Raw genomic sequence first — 19,752 nt, 5'->3', positions numbered from 1 at the left:
CATAATGATGAAACCCTATTTACTTCGCGAATGACACAATAATTCTCACCGAATAGTTGTTTATAGATCATTCTTTTATTAATCTATAATTAGACATATTTTGAATTAATCTTTGGAATGGTTGTATGGAATTACGTCACCTTCGCTACTTCATTACCGTTGCTGAAGAACTCAACTTCAGTAAAGCCGCACTTAAACTTTATACGGCTCAACCTTCGCTGAGTCAGCAAATTAAAGATTTAGAAGAAGATGTCGGCGTTAAGCTACTCAACCGTACCAAACGTAAAGTCGAGCTAACCGAAGAAGGTGCTGTATTTTTAGAACAGGCGCGTCTGACTTTGGCGCAAGCCGACAAAGCGGTTGCCATGGCACGTCAGGTGTCACAAGCCAAACAGAAAATGCTGCGTATTGGCTTTGTTCCTGTGGCAGAAATGAAAATTTTCCCTTTTGTACTGCCTAATTTACGAGTACAAAACCCAGAATTAAAAATTGAATTGCTAAGTTTGAACAACACTGAGCAAATGAAAATGATTAAAAAAGGTGAACTCGATATCACCTTTACCCGCCACAATATCAACAGTGATGAAATTGAGAGCCAGTTTGTACTGCGTGAACCGTTAATTTTTATTTTGCCCAAAGATCATCCGTTAGCAAAATACGAACGCATTCCTGTCAAAGCATTGAATGGTATTGATTTTATTATTCCTTCGGCAGAAGCTTCGTATAATCTGCATCACCTGATTGTCGATTTTGCCAAACAGCACAACATTGAACTAAACATTGTGCAAAAAGCTGACAACATTTTATTTAATATCAACTCGATTGGTATGGGCTTGGGCTGCACCATTTTACCGGGCTATGTTGCCCCCCTCACCATGGAAAATACCGTCATCCGCCCACTTGATGTAGAACTTCCGCATTTAGATTTGTACGTCAGCTACGGCAAAAACAGCCATTCCGCTGCGGTACAGAAATTTATGGAACTGCTCACACGTGTGTTCTATTTGGACATCAACCGCGAACAATAATTCTAAAACCACTCGCGTTTTTCAACCTTTCAAAAGTGCTTGCTGCTTGATGTAGTAAGCACTTTTTTTGTGCATCCTAAATGCTAAAATAAAGCTTTAGACTTAAGTCTAAACTTATTTTTTTAATCTTTTTCTGAACTACTGCTCATTCTTACACTCAAACATTCGCATTTTTGCAGTCTGCTTTTTCCTCGCTTCGCTACCACATTTCCTGCAAATTACAACTTAAGTCTAATAAGTTAAAATAGGCACCCCATCGCTATTTTCTAAAATTAAGCCGATGATAACAGGCAGTAACACCTTTAGATTGCACATCCAGAAAGGATCAAGAATGATAAAAACACCCTTCAGCAGAATGAAAACAGGGATTCAATATCGTCCTTATTTTTTTATCAGTTTTGTGATTACCATTGTGCTGTATGCTATTTTTCAGACCCTCACTGCATGGTCATGGTCAAGCTGTTTATTGATTAGCTGGAATATCGCGATTTCCTGCTATTTGGTTTTAACCATGCGCAGTTTGTGGCACAGCGATCATGCACATATTTTACAACGTGCCCAACAACAAGATGCCAGCAAATGGCTGATTTTATTCTTGGTATTTCTAACCTTAGTGATGTGCTTTATTGCGATCATTGTCGAGGTGAATTTATTTGCACAAAGTGAGTTTGTGCGCATGGGACATTTTATTTTATCCATTACCACTATTTTATGTGCTTGGTTTTTTATGCACACCATTTTTGCGATTCACTATGCGCATGACTATTATTTGGCACTGCAACAGCAGCAAGAAGGTGGTTTGGATTTTCCCAAGACGTCGCATCCAACCTATCCTGACTTTTTATATTTCAGCTATGTGATTGGTACATCTGCACAAACCGCCGATGTCTCGATTAGCTCACAACCCATGCGGGTACTGAACACGCTACATATTATTTTGGCTTATAGCTTTAATACCACTATTTTGGCAATTTGCATTAACTTGGTCGCGAGCTTTATTCAGCACTAAATTGGGTACATAAAACATCCATAAAAAAGGATGGCAAATTGCCATCCTTTTTTACCTCACTGCGCTTAATTTACGCCACGTGCAGTTAAGTAGTTTTTAATCACAGTGTTAAATTCTTCCGCTTTTTCAACCTGTGACCAGTGACCACATTGGCTGAAAATGTGTGCATCGGCATGTGGCACAATATTTAAAATATCCCATGTACGCGATACTGGAATCACCACATCTTGTGTACCGTGAATCAGCAATACAGGCACAGTGATGTCTTTCATTTTGTCAAAGTCGAGTGGGAACTCGAAACGGTCACGGTCACGCGCGCCCACAACATCCATTAAACGGTCTGAAGCATAGTCATTTTTTGCAGAAGCAAAACGGACTTTGACCAACTCATCTGTAATCAAGTCTTTATTTACCACGAACATTGAAAGCGTCTTTTTAATGCCTTCTTCAGTCAATACAGGATTTGCATGCGCTTTGAGGGCTGCAGTCTGTTTTGCACCGCCTGTACCCATCGAGATAATACCAAGAACACGCTCTGGGTAGTCCAATGCCAACTGGAATGCCAACCAGCCACCCAACGAGTTACCCACCAACCAAGTTTTTTCAATGCCTAAGGCATCTAAAGTACGCACAGCATGATCGACCCATGCACGGATGCCATATTGTGTTCCTGGTGCAACCACAGTTTGACCATAGCCAATGGTATCAATGGCGATACAACGTGCTTGCTCACCAATTTGTGGCAAGTTTAACCACCAGTTTGCAGCAGCCGATACGCCTGTACCTGAACCGTGTAAAAATAGAATAGGTGTACCTTCACCCACTTCGTGATAATGCGTTAATTCGCCTTCTGCTGTTTCAATCCATTTATCTTCTAAGCCAAAGAATGGATCTGTTGTATAGTCAGGGATTTGAACAGTGCTCATATATACTCCTCGTACAGTCTTTAGCTTGCGTTTGGCTCTAGGTATAGAATTTGACGTCAAGTGGACTCATTCAACATTACTTTTTACAGGCTTATATTACCTGTTCACACAGCATCAACTGATACAAATTTACGATCACAACCCATAAAAAAACGATTAAACAACTCTTTGAATTTTATAACTTTAATAAAATAAAAGTCTTAATTTATATAAGGTATTTATTCAGTAAATATTAAAAAAAGAGCGACTATAAAAAGCCGCTCTGATTTTTATCTAGCTTTAGAATTTATAAGTGTAAGTCGTGGCGATACGGTGTTCTTCTAAGTCATTCGCAAAGTTAAAGTTGGTATCGATGAACATGTACTGAAAACCAAGTCCTTTAAGTTTACCTTCAGGCACAACATAATTTACGATTACATTCGTTTCGTTTTCTTTACCCTCTTTAAGCGACTGACCAGCATTGTTGGTTAACTTATGGTAAGTACCATCTATATTATCACCGCGAAAATGACGTACTGTCGCTGTTAAACCAGATACACCCACATCGGCAAAATTATAGGTATAACCCAAACTCCAAGAACGCTCATCTTTACGAATGAAGCTCGCCACAGACCAGTTGTCTAAGTAAGGCTGCGGCACCCACCCGCCCAAGGTCGGGAACATTGGGGCTTTTGTACCGTGCTCACCAAACATTTGTTGATAACCTAACTGTACAGTGTGCATCCCATTGTTGATTTTTGCACCCGCAGACACGGCCTGGCTGTCAATATTGCCATACAGCTTGTCACCCGATTCGCTGTTGTCAAAATAGCGTACATGGGTATCCAGCTTAGTTTTTTCAGCCAAAGTCGTTTTATAGTTTGCAGCGACATAATGTTGTTGATAGATGTTGGTTACATCCGCATACCAATAACTTCCACCTACTTTAGGGGTAAATTGATGATCTACTCCCACAAGATACATGCCATCGTCTGTGCTTAATTTATTCGCTTCAGCAGCAGAAAAATTATTTTGAGGGAACAACGTAAAATCTTGGTATTGGTTATCATAACGTGCATTAATACCGTCTAAATAAGCCAAAGTTAATTTAGTATCTTTTAAATCCTTTGATTCTAACCATGCACCGCTATAAGTCGTTAACAATTGACGCGATGGGTCAAAAAACACCACAGGTGACATTGGTAATAAGTCACCTACTTTTAATTCAGTTTCAGAAAATTTAACTTTTAGAGTTGCACCGACCTTACCAAAATGATCTTTTGACTCTTTACCATCATGCGGCAAAACCCAGTCTGCATTTTTATCACGACCATTGAGTTTTACTGCGTGTTGAACCAGAAGATCAGCACCCACCTGAATTACGCCTAAATCGTGATAACCCGATTTAGCATCCAAGGTGACTGCTTGTGACCATGAACCAAAGTTCCCCGCAGGGTTGTCTTTAATTTGACGATCTAAATAAAAATTCTTAAATTTAAGTTGAACATTGCTGTCGTCAATAAAATCTGCCTGAGTTGCAGTTGTCCCTAAAGTTGCTGTCGCAGCAAAAAGTGCTATCCATAAATTGTGACGATGCATGCGTTTTTCCTATTCATCCAATAAGCGAATCTGGGCATCATGCAAAACTCTTGTCATGAAAAAAATCCGACCACAGTATTAAGCTTTTCTACAAATTCAGCACTTTCTGTATCGAGCAGCTTTTTTCCAAGTTTTTTAATTCTTTTTAACGATAAAAAATTAAGCTCAAAATCCTCACTAAATGAATTTTTATTTGAATTCACTGCTTAATTTAGGTGAAAAACGCTGTTATTTTTTGCATCATGTGAAGGATTAATCTTTTTTAACTTTAAACCCATGTGTTAGCGTTATTTTCTATAAACCTAACTTATAAGAAAAACATTTTAATTAGCACAAAATTCAGCACGTTTTACATCTTTCACAGCATAAAAAAAGCACCCCAAACGCATTTGGAGTGCTTAATTCAAGCCTGCTTTATATTAAAAACTTAGGCTTGCATTTCACGTGCTTTAGACATAGTCAATGCCAAGTCTTCAATCATATCTTCCTGACCGCCCACCGTACCGCGACGACCAAGCTCAAGTAGAATTTCACGCGCAGATACTCCATATTTTGCTTCGGCACGTTTTGCGAACAATAGGAACGATGAGTAAACACCTGCATAACCTAAAGTTGCTGCATCACGGTCTGCACGAATTTGATGCGTCATCATTGGAATGATCAAGTCTTCAGCAATATCCTGCACTTTAAACAAGTCCACACCTGTTTCCATTTGCATACGGTTTGCGACCGCTACAAACAATTCAAGTGGTGTATTACCTGCGCCTGCACCTAAACCAGCCGAAGCCAAGTCAACACGGGTTGCACCTGCGGTCACAGCCGATACAGAGTTCGCAACGCCCATGCCCAAGTTATGGTGACCATGGAAACCAATTTCGATGTCTGAGGCGAGGTTGGCACGTAAAATACCTACGCGATCAGTCACATCTTGAGGCAACATATAGCCTGCAGAATCTGTTACATAGATACAGTTTGCACCGTAAGACACCATTTTTTGTGCTTCTTCGAGCAATTTTTCTGGAGAAGCCATGTGCGCCATCATCAAGAAGCCCACAGTGTCCATACCCAGTTTACGTGCTGCAGTAATGTGCTGTTCAGAAACGTCTGCTTCAGTCGAATGTGTCGCCACACGAATGGTTGCCACGCCTACATCATGCGCCATTTTCAGATGATCAACTGTTCCAATACCTGGCAGTAATAGTGCAGAAACTTTTGCCTGTTTCAGGTTTGGAATCACTGCTTTCAGATATTCTTCATCAGTAGCGGCTGCAAAACCATAGTTCACAGAGTTACCACCTAAGCCATCACCGTGTGTGACTTCAATTAAAGGCACACCTGCATCATCCAAAGCAGTGGCAATCGCAACCATTTGCTCTGGCATGGTTTGATGGCGCATTGGGTGCATACCATCACGTAAAGTCATATCATTAATAATAATCTTAGACATTTTGGTATTCCTTAAGCTTCAGCAGTTTTGAAAACGTGTTCTGCAAACATTTCTGCAGTACGTGCAGCCGCTGCAGTCATAATGTCTAGGTTACCTGCATATTTAGGCAAGTAATCACCCAAACCTTCAACTTCCAAGAAAATTGAAACACGGTTGCCATCAAAAACAGGGCCGTTTACAAGTTTGTAACCCGGTACATATTTTTGCACTTCTTTGATCATGGCATGCACAGATGCTGTAATCGCTGCCTGATCTGGCTCACCTTCCACCAAGCAGTGAACGGTATCACGCATCATTAATGGTGGCTCAGCTGGGTTAATGATGATGATGGCTTTACCTTGTTTTGCACCGCCAACTTCTTCAATCGCGCCTGCAGTTGTACGGGTAAATTCATCAATGTTTTTACGTGTACCCGGTCCCACAGATTTAGTCGATACCGTTGCAATAATTTCACCGTATTCCACAGGTTGAACACGAGAAACTGCAGCCACCATAGGAATTGTTGCCTGACCACCACAAGTCACCATGTTGACGTTTGGCACTTCGCCCGCTTGTAGCAACGCTTCAAGGTTCACTGGTGGTACGCAGAATGGGCCAATTGCTGCAGGCGTTAAGTCAATCATCAACACGCCAAGTTCATTCAGTTTGCGACTGTTTTCTGCATGCACATAAGCGGAAGTTGCATCAAAAGCAATTTTAATGTCATCTTCAAGTACGTGAGGAAGAAGACCATCTACACCGTCACTTGTGGTTTTTAAACCCATTTTTGCCGCACGAGCTAGACCTTCAGATGTTGGGTCAATTCCCACCATCCACACAGGCTCTAACCATTCACTGCGTTGTAATTTATAAAGCAAATCTGTACCAATATTACCTGGACCAATCATTGCACATTTAATCTTTTTCATGCATGTACTCTCTTAGAATCTCGATTTATTCCGCAGCAAACGCAGCTGTCACTGAACCAAAGCCTTCAATTTCGACTTTAAATTCTTCACCTGGCTGTGCAACAACCATAGGACCTAAAGCACCAGTTAAGATGATGTCGCCTTTTAACAATGGACGACCACGGCGCACCATTTCATCGGCTAACCACACGGCAGCGTTTAATGGATTTGCTAAACAAGCTTTACCCACGCCTTGAGAAACTACTTCTTCACCACGGGTCATCACCATTTTGCAGTTCACCAAATCCAGATTTTCTAGCTTGACTGGTTTTGAACCTAGAACGAATGCAGCAGAAGATGCGTTATCGGCCACGGTATCAATCAAACTAATTTTCCAGTTTTCAATACGGCTATCGACCACTTCAATGGCAGGCAAGGCATATTCAGTCGCGCTGATAATATCCGCATACGTGTGTTTTTCTTTGGTTAGATCTTGGTTAATCACCAATGCAATTTCTGCTTCTACTTTTGGCTGAATCAGCAAACCTGCAGGAATCGCTTCACCATCACCATAAGCCATATCGGCAAACAACATGCCAAAGTCAGGCTGATCTACACCCAGTTGTGCTTGAACCACTTTAGAGGTCAAACCAATTTTACGCCCCACCAAACGACGACCTTCTTTTAAGGCACGTTCGGTATTCACTTCTTGAACGGCATAGGCAATATCTACGTCAGCACTTTCACCACCAAGTTCTGGGCGGATTGGCGCAATCGCAGTTTGAGAGAGTTCGGCAGTACGTAATGCTTGCGCAACTGATTCAACAACAGCAGAATTCGACATCAATGTTTCCTTAAACTGCAAAAATTGGGCATATACCCCGAGATGTTGGAAAGGTAATAATAGAAAATAGGGATGATGACCCCGATCTTGTCCATTCTCAGGACAAGCTATCCAGCTCAGAGGTATGTAAACTGATTAAGAATCGGAAAAATGGCGGGTTTATGCCAATACTTATTTTCTTTTTTTCAATAGCTATTAGCTATTAATCTATTTTTATAAAAAGCAAGCAAAACAGTTGTCTGTAGGCTATGACATTATTTTCCGAGTCATTGACTCGGCAATTCGCAGCAATCTTAAAATGTCTTAATCCTAACTTTAGACTAAAAGCTAAGCCTTTTTATGACGCTCCCAAAAGTACATAAAAAAAGAGCAACCTGAAATTTTTCAAGTTACTCTAATTTCAAATTCATCTAAATTGTTTTACTGGGTTTAACTCGCCTGACGTAAACGATATTGCTGCACTAAAAAATCATGCAAACTCGGCACATCATCTGCAATGGTTAAAGGCTGATAACGCTGCAACACCTCTACACTATGCACGCCATAACTCACGCCTACACGCGGCATGGCAATGTTTTGTGCCATTTCCAAATCGTAAGAAGTATCACCCACCATAATCGCTTGCCCGACCTGCACATCGGTACTGCTCAAAATTTCCTGCAACATTAAAGGATCAGGTTTAGATTTGGTTTCACTTGCAGCACGTGTCGCCACAAACAAATCCTGACTTTTGGTTTGCGCCAACACTCGGTCTAAACCTTTACGGCTTTTGCCTGTTGCCACTGCCAATTTCAGTCCCAAACCTGACAACTCATCGAGCATATCTGCCACACCCTCAAACCAAGCATCGGTTTTTGAGTGTTCGACATAGTGTTCTGAATAGCACTGCAAAATCGCTTGATGCAGCTCTGGCACTTCAGGAAATAAACGCTGTGCCACTTCAGGCAAACCCAAACCAATAATACTTTTAGCCGCAGCATCGGTCAGGGGTTGCTGAAATTGTTGTGCTGCGAACTGCAAACTCGCCACAATTTGACCGACGGAATTAAATAAGGTGCCATCCCAATCAAAAATGATGAGTTCTACAGGTTTATTCATATTAGGTTCCTAAATTTGATTCGGCTTTTAAATTCCCTCGCTTTACCTTAACTCAAAAGGATAAACGACCAAGAATCAGCACATATATCACAACAAATATTCGATACGCGAAGGGCGACATGGATGTCGCCGTTTCGCTGTGGCACAGAGATGTTCCATCAGCGAAACAAAAGTTTTTTGTTACTTTTCATCTTTGAAAAGTAAGGCATAGCCTATACACCAAAAATTTAAATTAAAAACTATAAAATGTGGCTGTGAATTACCCCTAAAAACCTCATCTCCTTGTTGCGAAACAATGTTCCTCATCTTTAAAAAGAAGCAAGCTGCTATCGCACAACAGAGAGTTACAAAAATTAAAACTCAGGTGGCGCCGTCGGCTTATCCGCCTTTTGCGCTCTCAACTGCGCCACCAAACTCTGCATATCTTCAGGTAAAGGCGCTTCAATCACAGGATAGCCTGGAATTTCCAAACGCATGGCATGTAAGCACAAACGACGTGGCGCAGGACCCCGATATTCAGTTTGATGACCATATTTATCATCACCTACTAGCGGATGCCCAATACTTAAACCATGCACACGAATTTGATGGGTACGTCCAGACAATGGCGAAGCATATACCAAGCTTGCATGCATAAAACGCTCTGCCACATTCCACTGGGTTTTAGATTCTTTACCTTCTTTAGACACACGTACACGACGTTCGCCATTCGCCAATTCATAACGATGTAACGGCGCATCAATCAATTGTTTATCCAAACTCACCTGCCCTTTGACAATGGCAGCATAAGTTTTTTGGATTTTATGTTCGCGCAATAAATCTTGCAGGGTTTTTAAGGTACTGCGTTTTTTGGAAATCATCACCAAGCCTGAAGTATCACGGTCAATACGGTGAATCAATTCCAAATATTTTTTACCTGTCGCAGCACGTAAGCCTTCAATCAACCCGTAGGCAACGCCACTGCCGCCATGGACTGCAATGCCCGAAGGTTTATTCACCACCATCAAGCCTTCATCTTCATAAACCACACGGCTCAATAAACCCTGTGCCACCTTGTCTGAAATTGGAGCAGCACTGTCGTCTTTTTGTTCATAGCGAATCGGCGCCACACGAATTTGATCGCCAATATTCAGTTTGGTTTCTGCTTTAATGCGCTTTTTATTGACCCGCACCTGCCCTTCACGAATCAAACGATAGATGCGACTTTTAGGCACCCCTTTTAAACGACTAAACAAAAAATTATCGATGCGTTGACCCGCTTGATGCTCATCCACTTCAAACCAAGTGACACTTTGCCATTGTTGGGTAGAATTCATACAGTTAAGAGACCTAATAAAATACTAAAATTGATTAAAAACTGATCATTTAGGCTATGCTTTACACAAGAAACATAAGCTTAGCCCATAGGCAGATGATGCAAGGTTTGATATAGTCAGCGCACGGAAACCATCGTCAGTGGGTTCACGTTGAATCTTTTCAGGTTTTTCTGAAATAGAGCAATCAACCAACATCCCACTACATACGAGCAGGTCCCAAAAGAATTATGCCGACGCCGAAGGCTTATTATATCGGCAAAAAAGCAAACTGTTGCGTTTAATTGTACCTCAGGTACATAAATCAGTTTGCCTGAAAAAATATGTCGCCAACTCCAGTTGGTTTTTAAACGTAAACTGATACACATCAGATTAGTCGCACCCTGAAAACCACTTCAGGCTAAAGCGTTTGATGTATTGGATCTGCACAATTTGTAAAGATACGACGATAATTCCGTATCAAGACACTCTATCTATGAAAGAAGAGATGATCTTCGAGCAATGTGACAGTGAAAGTTACACACATCCAATACACCGCTCGTCCGCCAGTGAAGCGATCAGGTGACTTTATCCGTTTAAAGGTTAAAGCCGTATTGCCATCATCAATACGTGAATCATACACCGCAGCCCCACACAAAAAGGCCGGTAAAAAAAGCTCAGACCACAATTGGTTTTTTTGAGATCTGAGCAGTTGATCCGTGATGCTTGATGTTCGCTACGTGTCTAGCGATTTTTTGCTGTGTATCACTATTAGGTGTTACACCCATGAAACGTATGTTGATTAATGCAACACATGCCGAAGAAATTCGCGTTGCACTTGTCACTGGTCAGCGTCTTTACGATTTCGATTTAGAAAATCGTACCCGTGAACAAAAAAAATCGAATATCTACAAAGGTCATGTGACCCGTGTAGAACCTTCTTTAGAAGCCGTATTTGTTGAATACGGTGCAGGTCGCCAAGGCTTCCTGTCGATGCGTGAAATCGCAAACTCTTATTACAAAGCCGACCCTCGCCAAACTTCTAATATTCGTGAACTGATCACTGAAGGCACTGAGCTTTTGGTACAGGTAGAAAAAGAAGAACGTGGCAACAAAGGTGCTGCGCTCTCTACCTTCATTTCTTTGGCTGGTCGTTATTTAGTGCTTATGCCAAATAACCCGAAAGGTGGCGGTATCAGTCGTCAAATTTCAGGTTCTGTGCGTGAAGAACTCAAAGAAATGTTGGCATCTTTAAACGTGCCACGCGGCATGAGCGTGATTGTACGTACTGCGGGCATTGGTCGTTCACAAGAAGAATTACAGCTTGATTTACAACACTTGCTTGACCTTTGGGCGCAAATTCAAAACACCGCAAGCTCTGGCCCATCGCCAATGTTGGTACACCAAGAAGCAGGTGTGGTGACACGTGCGATTCGTGACTACTTACGTGATGATGTTGCCGAAATTTTAATTGACTCAGAACAAGCTTATAACGAAGCCTATAACTTCGTAAAAGCCGTGATGCCACGTCAGTTAGACAAGCTAAAAACCTATACTTTAAATGAGCCGCTATTCGCGCATTTTGGTATCGAAAGCCAAATTCAAACAGCTTATGAGCGTGAAGTTAAATTGCCTTCAGGCGGCTCAATTGTCATTGACCAAACTGAAGCATTAGTTTCAATCGACATCAACTCGGCTAAGTCTACCCGTGGTCAAGATGTTGAAGATACTGCGCTTAATACCAACCTTGAAGCTGCCGAAGAAATTGCGCGTCAATTGCGTTTACGCGACATCGGTGGTTTGGTGGTCATCGACTTTATCGACATGACCAAAGACCGCAACCAACGTATGGTTGAAGCCAAACTTCGTGAAGCAACACAAAGTGACCGCGCACGTATTCAATTTGGTCAATTATCACGTTTTGGTTTAATGGAAATGAGCCGTCAGCGCTTACGTCCATCACTTGAAGAAGCGACTGGTTACGTTTGCCCACGCTGTCACGGTACAGGCATGGTACGTGACCTACGCTCTCTTTCACTTTCAATTATGCGTAAAGTGGAAGAAATTGCCCTGCGTGAACGTCATGGTGAAGTTCAAGTCGAAGTACCTGTTGAAATTGCAGCATTCTTACTGAATGAAAAACGTCACAGTCTGGTTTACCTTGAGCAAACTTCAAATGTGCGTGTGACTGTATTACCTCACCCACACTTAGAAACCCCGCATTACGAAATTTCGTATAATCCTGAAGGCTTTGCACCAACCAGCTATGAACGTACTGAAGCAACTCGTTCAAGCGAAAAAGAGTTGGGTTATGAATCTTCTGAATGGCATTTAGAAGAAGCCGATCAATCGCACAGCCACGCTGCTGCACCTGCGGCAGAAAAAACTTCTGCAAGAAAACCACAAGCAGCACAGCAAAATAAAGCATCTGCACAACAGCAGCTTGCACCTGCGGCAGCCACAACAGCTGCAAGCCCATGTGCATGGTTAGAAAACCTGTTTGTTCAAAAGCAAGCCAGCACCATTGATCAAGCACGTAGTGCCAACAATGCGGCGGCAGCCATTGAGCAAATGGTAAATAGCGGTGCCGTGAGCCGTGGTCAGTTTGGTCAAATTGCAACTGCATCTGCTGCCCCTGCTGCAAGCAGTCAAAATGTATACCTTACACCATCGACAGTGGCACAAAAAACTGAACGTGACTCTGCAGAGAAATCTGCTGAACGTGAAGACAAACCTGCTCCGCGTCACAACAACAAAAAGCCGCGTCATAGCAACAACAATAACAACAAGCACAAAGAGCAACGTGAGCCACAAACTCAGCACGACAATCAACAACATCAAGTGCATGAAGAAGTGGTTCAGATGTCGCGTCAGGAGCAACGTCAGGAAGCGCGTGAAAACAAACGCAATTCTCGTCGTCAGCACAGCAATGACCAAGCACCGCAGCAGCAAGAAGCTCAAAATAACAATGAGCAGCAAAATGCCGTGCCACGTCGTGACCGTCGTAACCAGCCTCGTCCAGAACGCCCAAATCGTCACCGCGACCCAAGCGTATTGAATGAGCAAGCACCTACCGCAGTGGCTTCTAATCAGCCAAAAGTGGACTTAATTGATGCACCGCGTCAAGAGTTCAACACGACGGCTTTGGTAGTGAATGTCGATCAAGCTCAAACTGAAATTGTGGCATTGAATGCTGCGCCAGTAGCGGCTGAACCAGTGACAGCAGTAGAAGCAACTATGCTTGAAACGGTTACTGAACCAACTCAAGCTGTTGCAGTGGTAGAAGCTGCAACCGTTGTTGCAGAAGAAACAGCTGCACCTGCGGAAGCTCAAGCACAACCGACTGCGCCTGCAAAACGTGCCAGCAATGACCCGCGTCAGCGTCGTCGTCAGCAACGTGAAGGTCAAGCGCAGCAAGTAACTGCACCAAAGTTAACACCTTCACAGGTGCCAACTTTAGCGCAATACAGCATTGGTAGCCTGATTCGCCACGTCTATGGCGAAGATTGTTCAGTTCTGATTGAACAGTTTGGTTTAATTCCAACGTTCAATCGTGCTTTGCAGAAGTTCACTGACGAGTATGCTGCAAGCCTTGTTAGCACTGCGCCTGTGGCAGAGAAAAAACCTGTCACTCGTGATGTGGAAGTTGCCAAAGCTGCTCCTGAAGCTGAGCCTGCACCTGTGTTAGACCTAACACCACCAAAACCAGTGTCAGATAAGCGTGTTGCCAACGATCCGCGTGAGCGTCGTCGTTTAGCCAAACAAGCTGCTGAGCAAGCATTGGAACAAGCCAAGCAAGCACAGGCAGTAGAAAAAGCTGAAGCGGAAAGCACACCTGCAGCAGAGCCAACGACTGAAGTTGTGGCAGCTACAGAAGGATCTGTAGAAGCAAGTTCTACGGTAGAAACGTCTGCAACAGTAAGCACTGAAGTCGAAGCAACTACAGAAGTAAACCCTGAAGCAGTGGCTACAACTGAAGCTACTCAGCCTGAGTTGAACGCGCAAGACGACCTTGCACAAGCTGTCACTGAAACTGCAGCAGCGCAAGAAGAAACTGCCGTTGAAGTGGTCGCACCTGTACAAGCGGAATTGGCTGTAGACGACCCAGTCGAAACTGCTGAATCTGAACAGGACAAAGCAGAGAAAGAGAAAACTGCGCGTCCGCGTCGTCCACGTGGCCGTCCACCTAAAAAAGTAACTCCGCCAACTGAGTCGTAATTCGCACTTTTGCAGCGGAATAAAAAAATCCAGTCATTTTAATGGCTGGATTTTTTTTGCTACTTTAGAGCAAATGCAGTGGTGACTTAAATTTAAGCAAGTTAATTTGGTGTTAGGTGTTTTTGATTTTTAACAGCTTTTATAAAAACATCAGTCAAAGCTAAAAATTAGGTTGATTGCACTAGGACTAAGGGATTACAAAACAATAAGACGCGATGCTTTGCAGATGCAACGGATGATGACAAAAACAGGATTCTTATGTACCAGATGACAAAAAGCGATTTAATTGGCTTAACGGATGTTGCGGCAAAAATTCCGCAGTTTATGACTAAAGTGCCCCACCTGATCACAGGGTTAAAGCAAGCCTATTTACGCACACCCAATACGCCTGCAGGCTTAGGTCTTGCGTTTGAAAAAGCCGTGCATCGTAACCCGCATGGTTGTGCCTTGATGTTTGAAGATCAGCAGTACAGCTATTTGCAGCTCAACGCATGGGCTAACCAAATTGCACATTACTATTTAAGCATTGGCGCACGCAAAGGTGATGTCATTGCGGTGATGTTGGAAAATCGCCCTGAATTAATTGCCAGTGTCATTGGCTTGGCAAAAATTGGCGTTATCGCGGCTTTGGTCAATACCGCACAAGTCGCCAAAGTTTTGGCGCACAGCATCAATTTAGTCAAACCAATTGCCGTGATTGTGGGGGAAGAATGTCGCCAAGCCATTGCCGATATTCGCCAAGAACTTGAGCTTGCAGAAAATCGTCTGTATTGGTTTGCAGATCAAAATACCCGTACCGATGCCGGCACTGCGCCTGAAGGTTTTCAAAATTTAGCGCAATGCATTGCATCATTCCCAAGCTTTAATCCTGCCACCACACAGTCGGTACAGGGCAAAGATGGGCTGTTTTATATCTATACCTCAGGTACAACAGGCTTGCCTAAAGCGGTGATTTTCACCAATAGCCGTTGGACGTTGGCTTATGGTACCTATGGTCATGTCTTGGGTTTAAATCAGGATGATGTGATGTACTGCACTCTGCCGCTGTACCATGCCACAGGTATTGTGGTGTGCTGGTGTGGCGTAATTGCAGGCAGTGCCACCTTTGCCATCCGTAGAAAATACTCCACTTCATGCTTCTGGCAAGATGTACACAAATTCAATGCCTCTGCGATTGGCTATGTGGGCGAATTGTGCCGTTATTTAATGGATGCGCCTGCTTCTGATTTAGAGCGTGGGCATCGTGTGACCAAAATGATTGGCAATGGCATGCGTCCTAATATTTGGAGCAAATTCAAAACACGCTTTGGCGTTCAGGAAATTCTGGAACTGTATGCGTCTAGCGAAGGCAACGTCGGCTTTAGCAATGTGTTTAACTTTGACAACACGGTTGGTTTTTCACCGACACCTTATGCGGTCATTCAGTTTGATAAAGAAAAAAATGAACCCGTACGCGATGCCAAAGGCAAATGCATGAAAGTCAAAAAAGGCGAAGTCGGCTTATTGATTGGAAAAATCACCCGTCGCTCACCGTTTGATGGCTACACCGACCCTGAAAAAAACAAGGCGGTGATGATGCAAAACGTGTTTAAACAAGGCGATGCCTATTTTAACACGGGCGATTTAGTCCGCGACATTGGCTTCCGTCACGCCCAGTTTGTTGATCGTTTAGGTGATACCTTCCGCTGGAAAGGTGAGAACGTATCCACCACAGAAGTAGAAAACATTGTCAGTGACTATGAAAAAATTGCTGAAGCTGTCGTGTATGGCGTTGAAATCCCACATACCAATGGTCGTGCAGGTATGGCTGCTATTACCTTAAACGAAGGCTGCCAGTTAGATGAACAAGACTTGCGTCAAATGCTGGTGGAGTTTAAAAAAGCAATGCCCGCTTATGCAGTACCCGTTTTTTTACGCATTCAAAAGCAAATGCAAACCACAGGTACATTTAAATATCAGAAGAACACCCTGAAAACTCAAGGTTTTGATTTAAAACAGTGTGATGAAAAAATTCTGGTGTTATTGCCAAACCAATCTGCTTATTGCGAGCTGACCCAAGAAATTTACGACAATATTCAACAGTATCAATATCGCTTCTAAGCCACTATGTTGCCTATTTTTTGATTAGATACGACAAATTTGTTGCATTTATAATCAAACATAGGCAACTTTTTTATTTTTTACTTGCGCTCGCTTCATATCTTGCTACAATACGCTCCATCAAACGAAGTGGTGCTTAAAACCCTCTGGTTTTTCTTGCACTTCACAATCAAGCCTGCTTGATTGCTGGTTCAGGGTCGTTAGCTCAGTCGGTAGAGCAGCGGACTTTTAATCCGTTGGTCCCGCGTTCGAATCGCGGACGACCCACCATTTCCTTGATCAACCTTAGATGGGTCGTTAGCTCAGTCGGTAGAGCAGCGGACTTTTAATCCGTTGGTCCCGCGTTCGAATCGCGGACGACCCACCATCTTCTTCAAGGTTGATACTTTAAAAATGATCATCGTCATTTTTACTCCTCTGGGTCGTTAGCTCAGTCGGTAGAGCAGCGGACTTTTAATCCGTTGGTCCCGCGTTCGAATCGCGGACGACCCACCATTCCTTCTAAAAAATCTTTAAATTACCAGTCATCACAGCACTGTTCTGTGGATCGTGCAGTTTCGTAATTTACTATAGAATTCCCGTATTCTGCCCTGTTTGACTAACACTTTTATCCACTACACCTTGCTCAATTCAGTTGTAGACGATGTGCCATCATTGATAAATCATACTTTACACATCCCAAATAAAAACTTGATGTAAAAAAACAAAAGCCCAAAAGTTTTTCACGAATGGGCTAAGAATTGAATGAGCGAATAATTAACTTGCTCTGATTAAATGATAATTTTGCGAAGGTAAGGGATTGGTTTTAAAGTATTCACGATTATTTTCTGTCGCAATCGCAATTTTGTTTTTATCCATAATTAAATTATGATCTTGATCAACATTATAGTAAAAGTTCACCCCAGAGGCGCGTGCCACCACAATTTGATGCGCGTCTTCATCATAGAACCATAAGTCTTTGCGGTATTTTTTTTCATTGTCGTAACTGATTTGCCCCGCATTGACAAAAATACGATGCGCTGTCCCATCAGGCAATAAGGTCAGAATATAATCGACTGTTCCGCGTTCGCACATAACAAACTTATCTTCACAGCTAATCTGAATGGTATAGCGTCCCACATAAGTTAGATGATTCTCGGGAATATGATGTTCCGTTGCAGCCGTTTGTATGGGTGCGGTTGCCTGCCCTGCCACCTCAGTCAGTCTTTTGGTTTCTGCCTGTTCTGTATATTTTTGCACGGCAGCTTGCTCAAGTTGTGAATCATCGCATCCAAGCAATGCCACTGCACTCCATATTGAAACTGCGCAAATATTTGATTTAGCTGACACACTATCCCTCATATAGAGTGACCAGACTGAATACTCAGTCCTATTCAAACCACTGAATAGGCAGCTCGATGTAAGCCATGCTTTTCCTCAATCCTTTGTGGTCAAGCGCTTACTCTGCCCATCGCTTCTTTAGGATATTTTAGGTGGATGCTGGTTTAAGCAACACCAAATGTTACATAACTTTACTAATTGCCTTGCTTACCGCCCTTTAAAAACCCAAGTGCATCACCATTTTTATTTTATATATAGATGATGTGCTGTGAAGCTAAACATCAGCCTGTATTTATTTTGAATTTTAGATCTCTTAAGGAGAATTAGATGGCCAATGTTGGTTTATATCGCTCAAACCGCTCAAATATGATTGCTGGGGTTATGGGTGGTATTGCTGAACGTTTTGGTTGGAACGCAAATTTACTGCGCTTAATTTTTGTGATTGTTTCCGTGATGAGCGCTGCCTTTCCTGGCATTTTGGTGTATTTGGTGTTGTGGTTGGTGATTCCTAAACAAAACCAGTCGAATACAGCAAACTATACTCAGGGCTACACAAGACCTGTGCGCACAGTCAATCCTGATCAAGACCGATAAACGGTATTGAAATTTGAAAGACTGACCATATTTAAAGATTCATAGGCTTGAATCGTTTACCGATTCACTCGTAGACACCACCCTATTCACACAACTTTCTTCTTTTTCGCTACGATTGCTCCCCCAAGCATCGTAGCTTTTTTTTGCCTTTCAACCTGCACCATATTTCAGAGTGTCATAACAGTTCAGTGTTTTCAGAATTGAAGCGTGTTGAATTCGCATCGACAATGTGAGTCAATCAATTCGTCTTTACAGCAAGCTGTTGATTCAAGACGGCAATCATGTCGGCACGGCTAATAATCCCCACCAAACGCTGCTGTTCTACCACAGGAATATAGTTAAAAGAACGCTCGACAAAGTACGGCACAAGGTCTTGAATACTTTGTTGCGGTTGCACCGTGACCACTTGGCGCAACATGATATGTTTCACCTGATGTTTCCAGCTATACGGAAAATCTGTTGCGTGTTTAAACCATTCCACCACTTCATACAGCGCCAAAGTTCCGACCAAATGTTGTTCAGTATCAATGACAGGTAAACTCATTAAATTCATGTGTTTGAATTTTTCTAAAGCACTGTGAATATCATCATCTTGGTGCAAACTGACTACATCTTTACTCATAATATCTGCACAAGTCAGTGCTTGAGTTTGTCGTTCACTGGCTTTGTGCTGCGCTTCTAAAATGATTTTTTGTAAGTCGTATTCACTAATATCTAGCAACTGGGTTTGTGCATCTAAAACATCTTGAATATCTTGCGGCTGAATAGTGGCTTTTTGAGTAGGCGTTGGGTCTTGGGTACGTTGATTCAACTGTGGCGTTTGAGGATAAGGCTTGCCAATCATGCGGTTAAATACGATTGCAATCATCATCAGCAAAACTGAATTAAGCAGCACAGGATAAAAGATGAAGTGATAACCCAGCTCACGCACGGCATCTCCGCCAAGCACTGCGGTAATGGCCACTGCTCCACTCGGTGGATGCAGCGAATCGGTGGTCATCATCAAGAAAATAGATAAAGCCACAGCCACACTAAAGGCTTCGGTTAAATTTGGAATATATAAAGCACAGCTCACGCCCATAATTGCTGCAATACTGTTCCCAACTACAATATTCCACGGCTGCGCCAAAGGACTGGCAGGCACAGCAAACAACAATACCGAAGATGCACCCATTGGCGCGATATACCATGCGTTAATATCGCCCAACACCCACCAACTGATCAGGGAAGATAATGCCAAACCCAATAATGCGCCCAAACCACAAAGTAGGCGTTCTTTTAACGGCAATACTTTAAAATTGGGTTTCAGCGTATTCAGCCAATCAAGTTGTGAATGAAACACGGGCAGGCAATCCAGTGGTGACAATTGGACAAGATTATAAGGCAATCATTTAGTAATGATGTATTTGTT

14 protein-coding genes and 3 tRNA genes are annotated in these 19,752 nt (G+C 42.7%); 8 read left to right on the top strand and 9 right to left on the bottom strand.

What is annotated here, in order from left to right:
- Nucleotides 1-125: 125 nt before the first annotated feature.
- Nucleotides 126-1,028 carry a DNA-binding transcriptional regulator HcaR gene (gene hcaR / locus VF675_RS01540; RefSeq protein ID WP_004976051.1) on the top strand — a complete coding sequence of 301 codons (903 nt, stop codon included), beginning with the start codon at nt 126-128 and terminating at the stop codon, nt 1,026-1,028.
- Between the two features lie 331 nt (nt 1,029-1,359).
- The gene (locus VF675_RS01535; protein WP_096901303.1) at nt 1,360-2,037 is read left to right on the top strand and encodes a DUF1345 domain-containing protein; all 678 of its coding nucleotides are present in this window, start codon (nt 1,360-1,362) and stop codon (nt 2,035-2,037) included.
- 65 nt (nt 2,038-2,102) lie between these two features.
- Here the strand turns inward: VF675_RS01535 and VF675_RS01530 are convergent, their stop codons facing one another.
- The 7 genes from VF675_RS01530 to VF675_RS01500 form a co-directional block, all read right to left on the bottom strand.
- Entirely contained in the window at nt 2,103-2,963 is an 861-nt protein-coding gene (locus VF675_RS01530; RefSeq protein ID WP_004976044.1) for an alpha/beta fold hydrolase, read from the bottom strand.
- Between the two features lie 279 nt (nt 2,964-3,242).
- Nucleotides 3,243-4,541, bottom strand: a complete 1,299-nt coding sequence (locus VF675_RS01525) for an OprD family outer membrane porin (RefSeq protein WP_178318624.1) — start codon at nt 4,539-4,541, stop codon at nt 3,243-3,245.
- A 427-nt stretch (nt 4,542-4,968) separates the two neighbouring features.
- The gene (gene dmpG / locus VF675_RS01520; protein ID WP_440204646.1) at nt 4,969-5,988 is read right to left on the bottom strand and encodes a 4-hydroxy-2-oxovalerate aldolase; all 1,020 of its coding nucleotides are present in this window, start codon (nt 5,986-5,988) and stop codon (nt 4,969-4,971) included.
- Between the two features lie 11 nt (nt 5,989-5,999).
- On the bottom strand, nt 6,000-6,896 hold the full coding sequence (locus VF675_RS01515; RefSeq protein ID WP_096901306.1) for an acetaldehyde dehydrogenase (acetylating): 897 nt from the start codon (nt 6,894-6,896) through the stop codon (nt 6,000-6,002).
- 25 nt (nt 6,897-6,921) lie between these two features.
- Nucleotides 6,922-7,719, bottom strand: a complete 798-nt coding sequence (locus VF675_RS01510; RefSeq protein ID WP_004976036.1) for a 2-keto-4-pentenoate hydratase — start codon at nt 7,717-7,719, stop codon at nt 6,922-6,924.
- A gap of 429 nt (nt 7,720-8,148) precedes the next feature.
- Complete coding sequence (locus VF675_RS01505; RefSeq protein WP_207973883.1) at nt 8,149-8,817, bottom strand: HAD-IA family hydrolase; 669 nt, start codon at nt 8,815-8,817, stop codon at nt 8,149-8,151.
- Between the two features lie 353 nt (nt 8,818-9,170).
- Nucleotides 9,171-10,133, bottom strand: coding sequence for an RluA family pseudouridine synthase (locus VF675_RS01500; protein ID WP_136144183.1), 963 nt, complete (start codon nt 10,131-10,133; stop codon nt 9,171-9,173).
- A gap of 762 nt (nt 10,134-10,895) precedes the next feature.
- Between VF675_RS01500 and VF675_RS01495 the strand changes: the two genes are divergently transcribed.
- The 5 genes from VF675_RS01495 to VF675_RS01475 all read left to right on the top strand — a co-directional run bounded on the left by VF675_RS01495 (nt 10,896) and on the right by VF675_RS01475 (nt 16,922).
- Nucleotides 10,896-14,327 carry an Rne/Rng family ribonuclease gene (locus tag VF675_RS01495; protein WP_440204645.1) on the top strand — a complete coding sequence of 1,144 codons (3,432 nt, stop codon included), beginning with the start codon at nt 10,896-10,898 and terminating at the stop codon, nt 14,325-14,327.
- A gap of 258 nt (nt 14,328-14,585) precedes the next feature.
- The gene (locus VF675_RS01490) at nt 14,586-16,427 is read left to right on the top strand and encodes a long-chain-acyl-CoA synthetase (RefSeq protein ID WP_131261071.1); all 1,842 of its coding nucleotides are present in this window, start codon (nt 14,586-14,588) and stop codon (nt 16,425-16,427) included.
- Between the two features lie 194 nt (nt 16,428-16,621).
- Nucleotides 16,622-16,697: transfer RNA gene (locus VF675_RS01485), tRNA-Lys, on the top strand.
- 21 nt (nt 16,698-16,718) lie between these two features.
- A tRNA-Lys gene (locus VF675_RS01480) sits at nt 16,719-16,794 on the top strand.
- Between the two features lie 52 nt (nt 16,795-16,846).
- Nucleotides 16,847-16,922, top strand: a tRNA-Lys gene (locus VF675_RS01475).
- Nucleotides 16,923-17,183: 261 nt separating this feature from the next.
- On the opposite strand, the gene VF675_RS01470 is transcribed toward VF675_RS01475, so the two are convergent.
- Nucleotides 17,184-17,711, bottom strand: a complete 528-nt coding sequence (locus VF675_RS01470) for a hypothetical protein (RefSeq protein WP_218618907.1) — start codon at nt 17,709-17,711, stop codon at nt 17,184-17,186.
- Between the two features lie 363 nt (nt 17,712-18,074).
- On the opposite strand from VF675_RS01470, the gene VF675_RS01465 reads away from it, so the two are divergent.
- On the top strand, nt 18,075-18,341 hold the full coding sequence (locus tag VF675_RS01465; protein ID WP_004976022.1) for a PspC domain-containing protein: 267 nt from the start codon (nt 18,075-18,077) through the stop codon (nt 18,339-18,341).
- A gap of 238 nt (nt 18,342-18,579) precedes the next feature.
- Here VF675_RS01465 and VF675_RS01460 read toward each other — a convergent pair whose 3' ends face one another.
- Entirely contained in the window at nt 18,580-19,683 is a 1,104-nt protein-coding gene (locus VF675_RS01460) for an HPP family protein (RefSeq protein WP_004976020.1), read from the bottom strand.
- Nucleotides 19,684-19,752: the final 69 nt, after the last annotated feature.

The sequence above is a fragment of the Acinetobacter sp. Lyrl_1 genome (genome assembly GCF_051948795.1).
GTDB lineage: Bacteria > Pseudomonadota > Gammaproteobacteria > Pseudomonadales > Moraxellaceae > Acinetobacter > Acinetobacter towneri.
This window is presented reverse-complemented; position numbering and strand designations above follow the sequence as displayed.

What these genes read in the sequence shown, in the direction of transcription:
- VF675_RS01535 (WP_096901303.1), top strand. Translation starts at nt 1,360, where the DNA reads ATGATAAAAACACCCTTCAGCAGAATGAAAACAGGGATTCAATATCGT.
- VF675_RS01505 (WP_207973883.1), bottom strand. Translation starts at nt 8,817, where the DNA reads ATGAATAAACCTGTAGAACTCATCATTTTTGATTGGGATGGCACCTTA.
- dmpG (WP_440204646.1), bottom strand. Translation starts at nt 5,988, where the DNA reads ATGTCTAAGATTATTATTAATGATATGACTTTACGTGATGGTATGCAC.
- VF675_RS01500 (WP_136144183.1), bottom strand. Translation starts at nt 10,133, where the DNA reads ATGAATTCTACCCAACAATGGCAAAGTGTCACTTGGTTTGAAGTGGAT.
- hcaR (WP_004976051.1), top strand. Translation starts at nt 126, where the DNA reads ATGGAATTACGTCACCTTCGCTACTTCATTACCGTTGCTGAAGAACTC.
- VF675_RS01465 (WP_004976022.1), top strand. Translation starts at nt 18,075, where the DNA reads ATGGCCAATGTTGGTTTATATCGCTCAAACCGCTCAAATATGATTGCT.
- VF675_RS01495 (WP_440204645.1), top strand. Translation starts at nt 10,896, where the DNA reads ATGAAACGTATGTTGATTAATGCAACACATGCCGAAGAAATTCGCGTT.
- VF675_RS01525 (WP_178318624.1), bottom strand. Translation starts at nt 4,541, where the DNA reads ATGCATCGTCACAATTTATGGATAGCACTTTTTGCTGCGACAGCAACT.
- VF675_RS01510 (WP_004976036.1), bottom strand. Translation starts at nt 7,719, where the DNA reads ATGTCGAATTCTGCTGTTGTTGAATCAGTTGCGCAAGCATTACGTACT.
- VF675_RS01515 (WP_096901306.1), bottom strand. Translation starts at nt 6,896, where the DNA reads ATGAAAAAGATTAAATGTGCAATGATTGGTCCAGGTAATATTGGTACA.
- VF675_RS01530 (WP_004976044.1), bottom strand. Translation starts at nt 2,963, where the DNA reads ATGAGCACTGTTCAAATCCCTGACTATACAACAGATCCATTCTTTGGC.
- VF675_RS01490 (WP_131261071.1), top strand. Translation starts at nt 14,586, where the DNA reads ATGTACCAGATGACAAAAAGCGATTTAATTGGCTTAACGGATGTTGCG.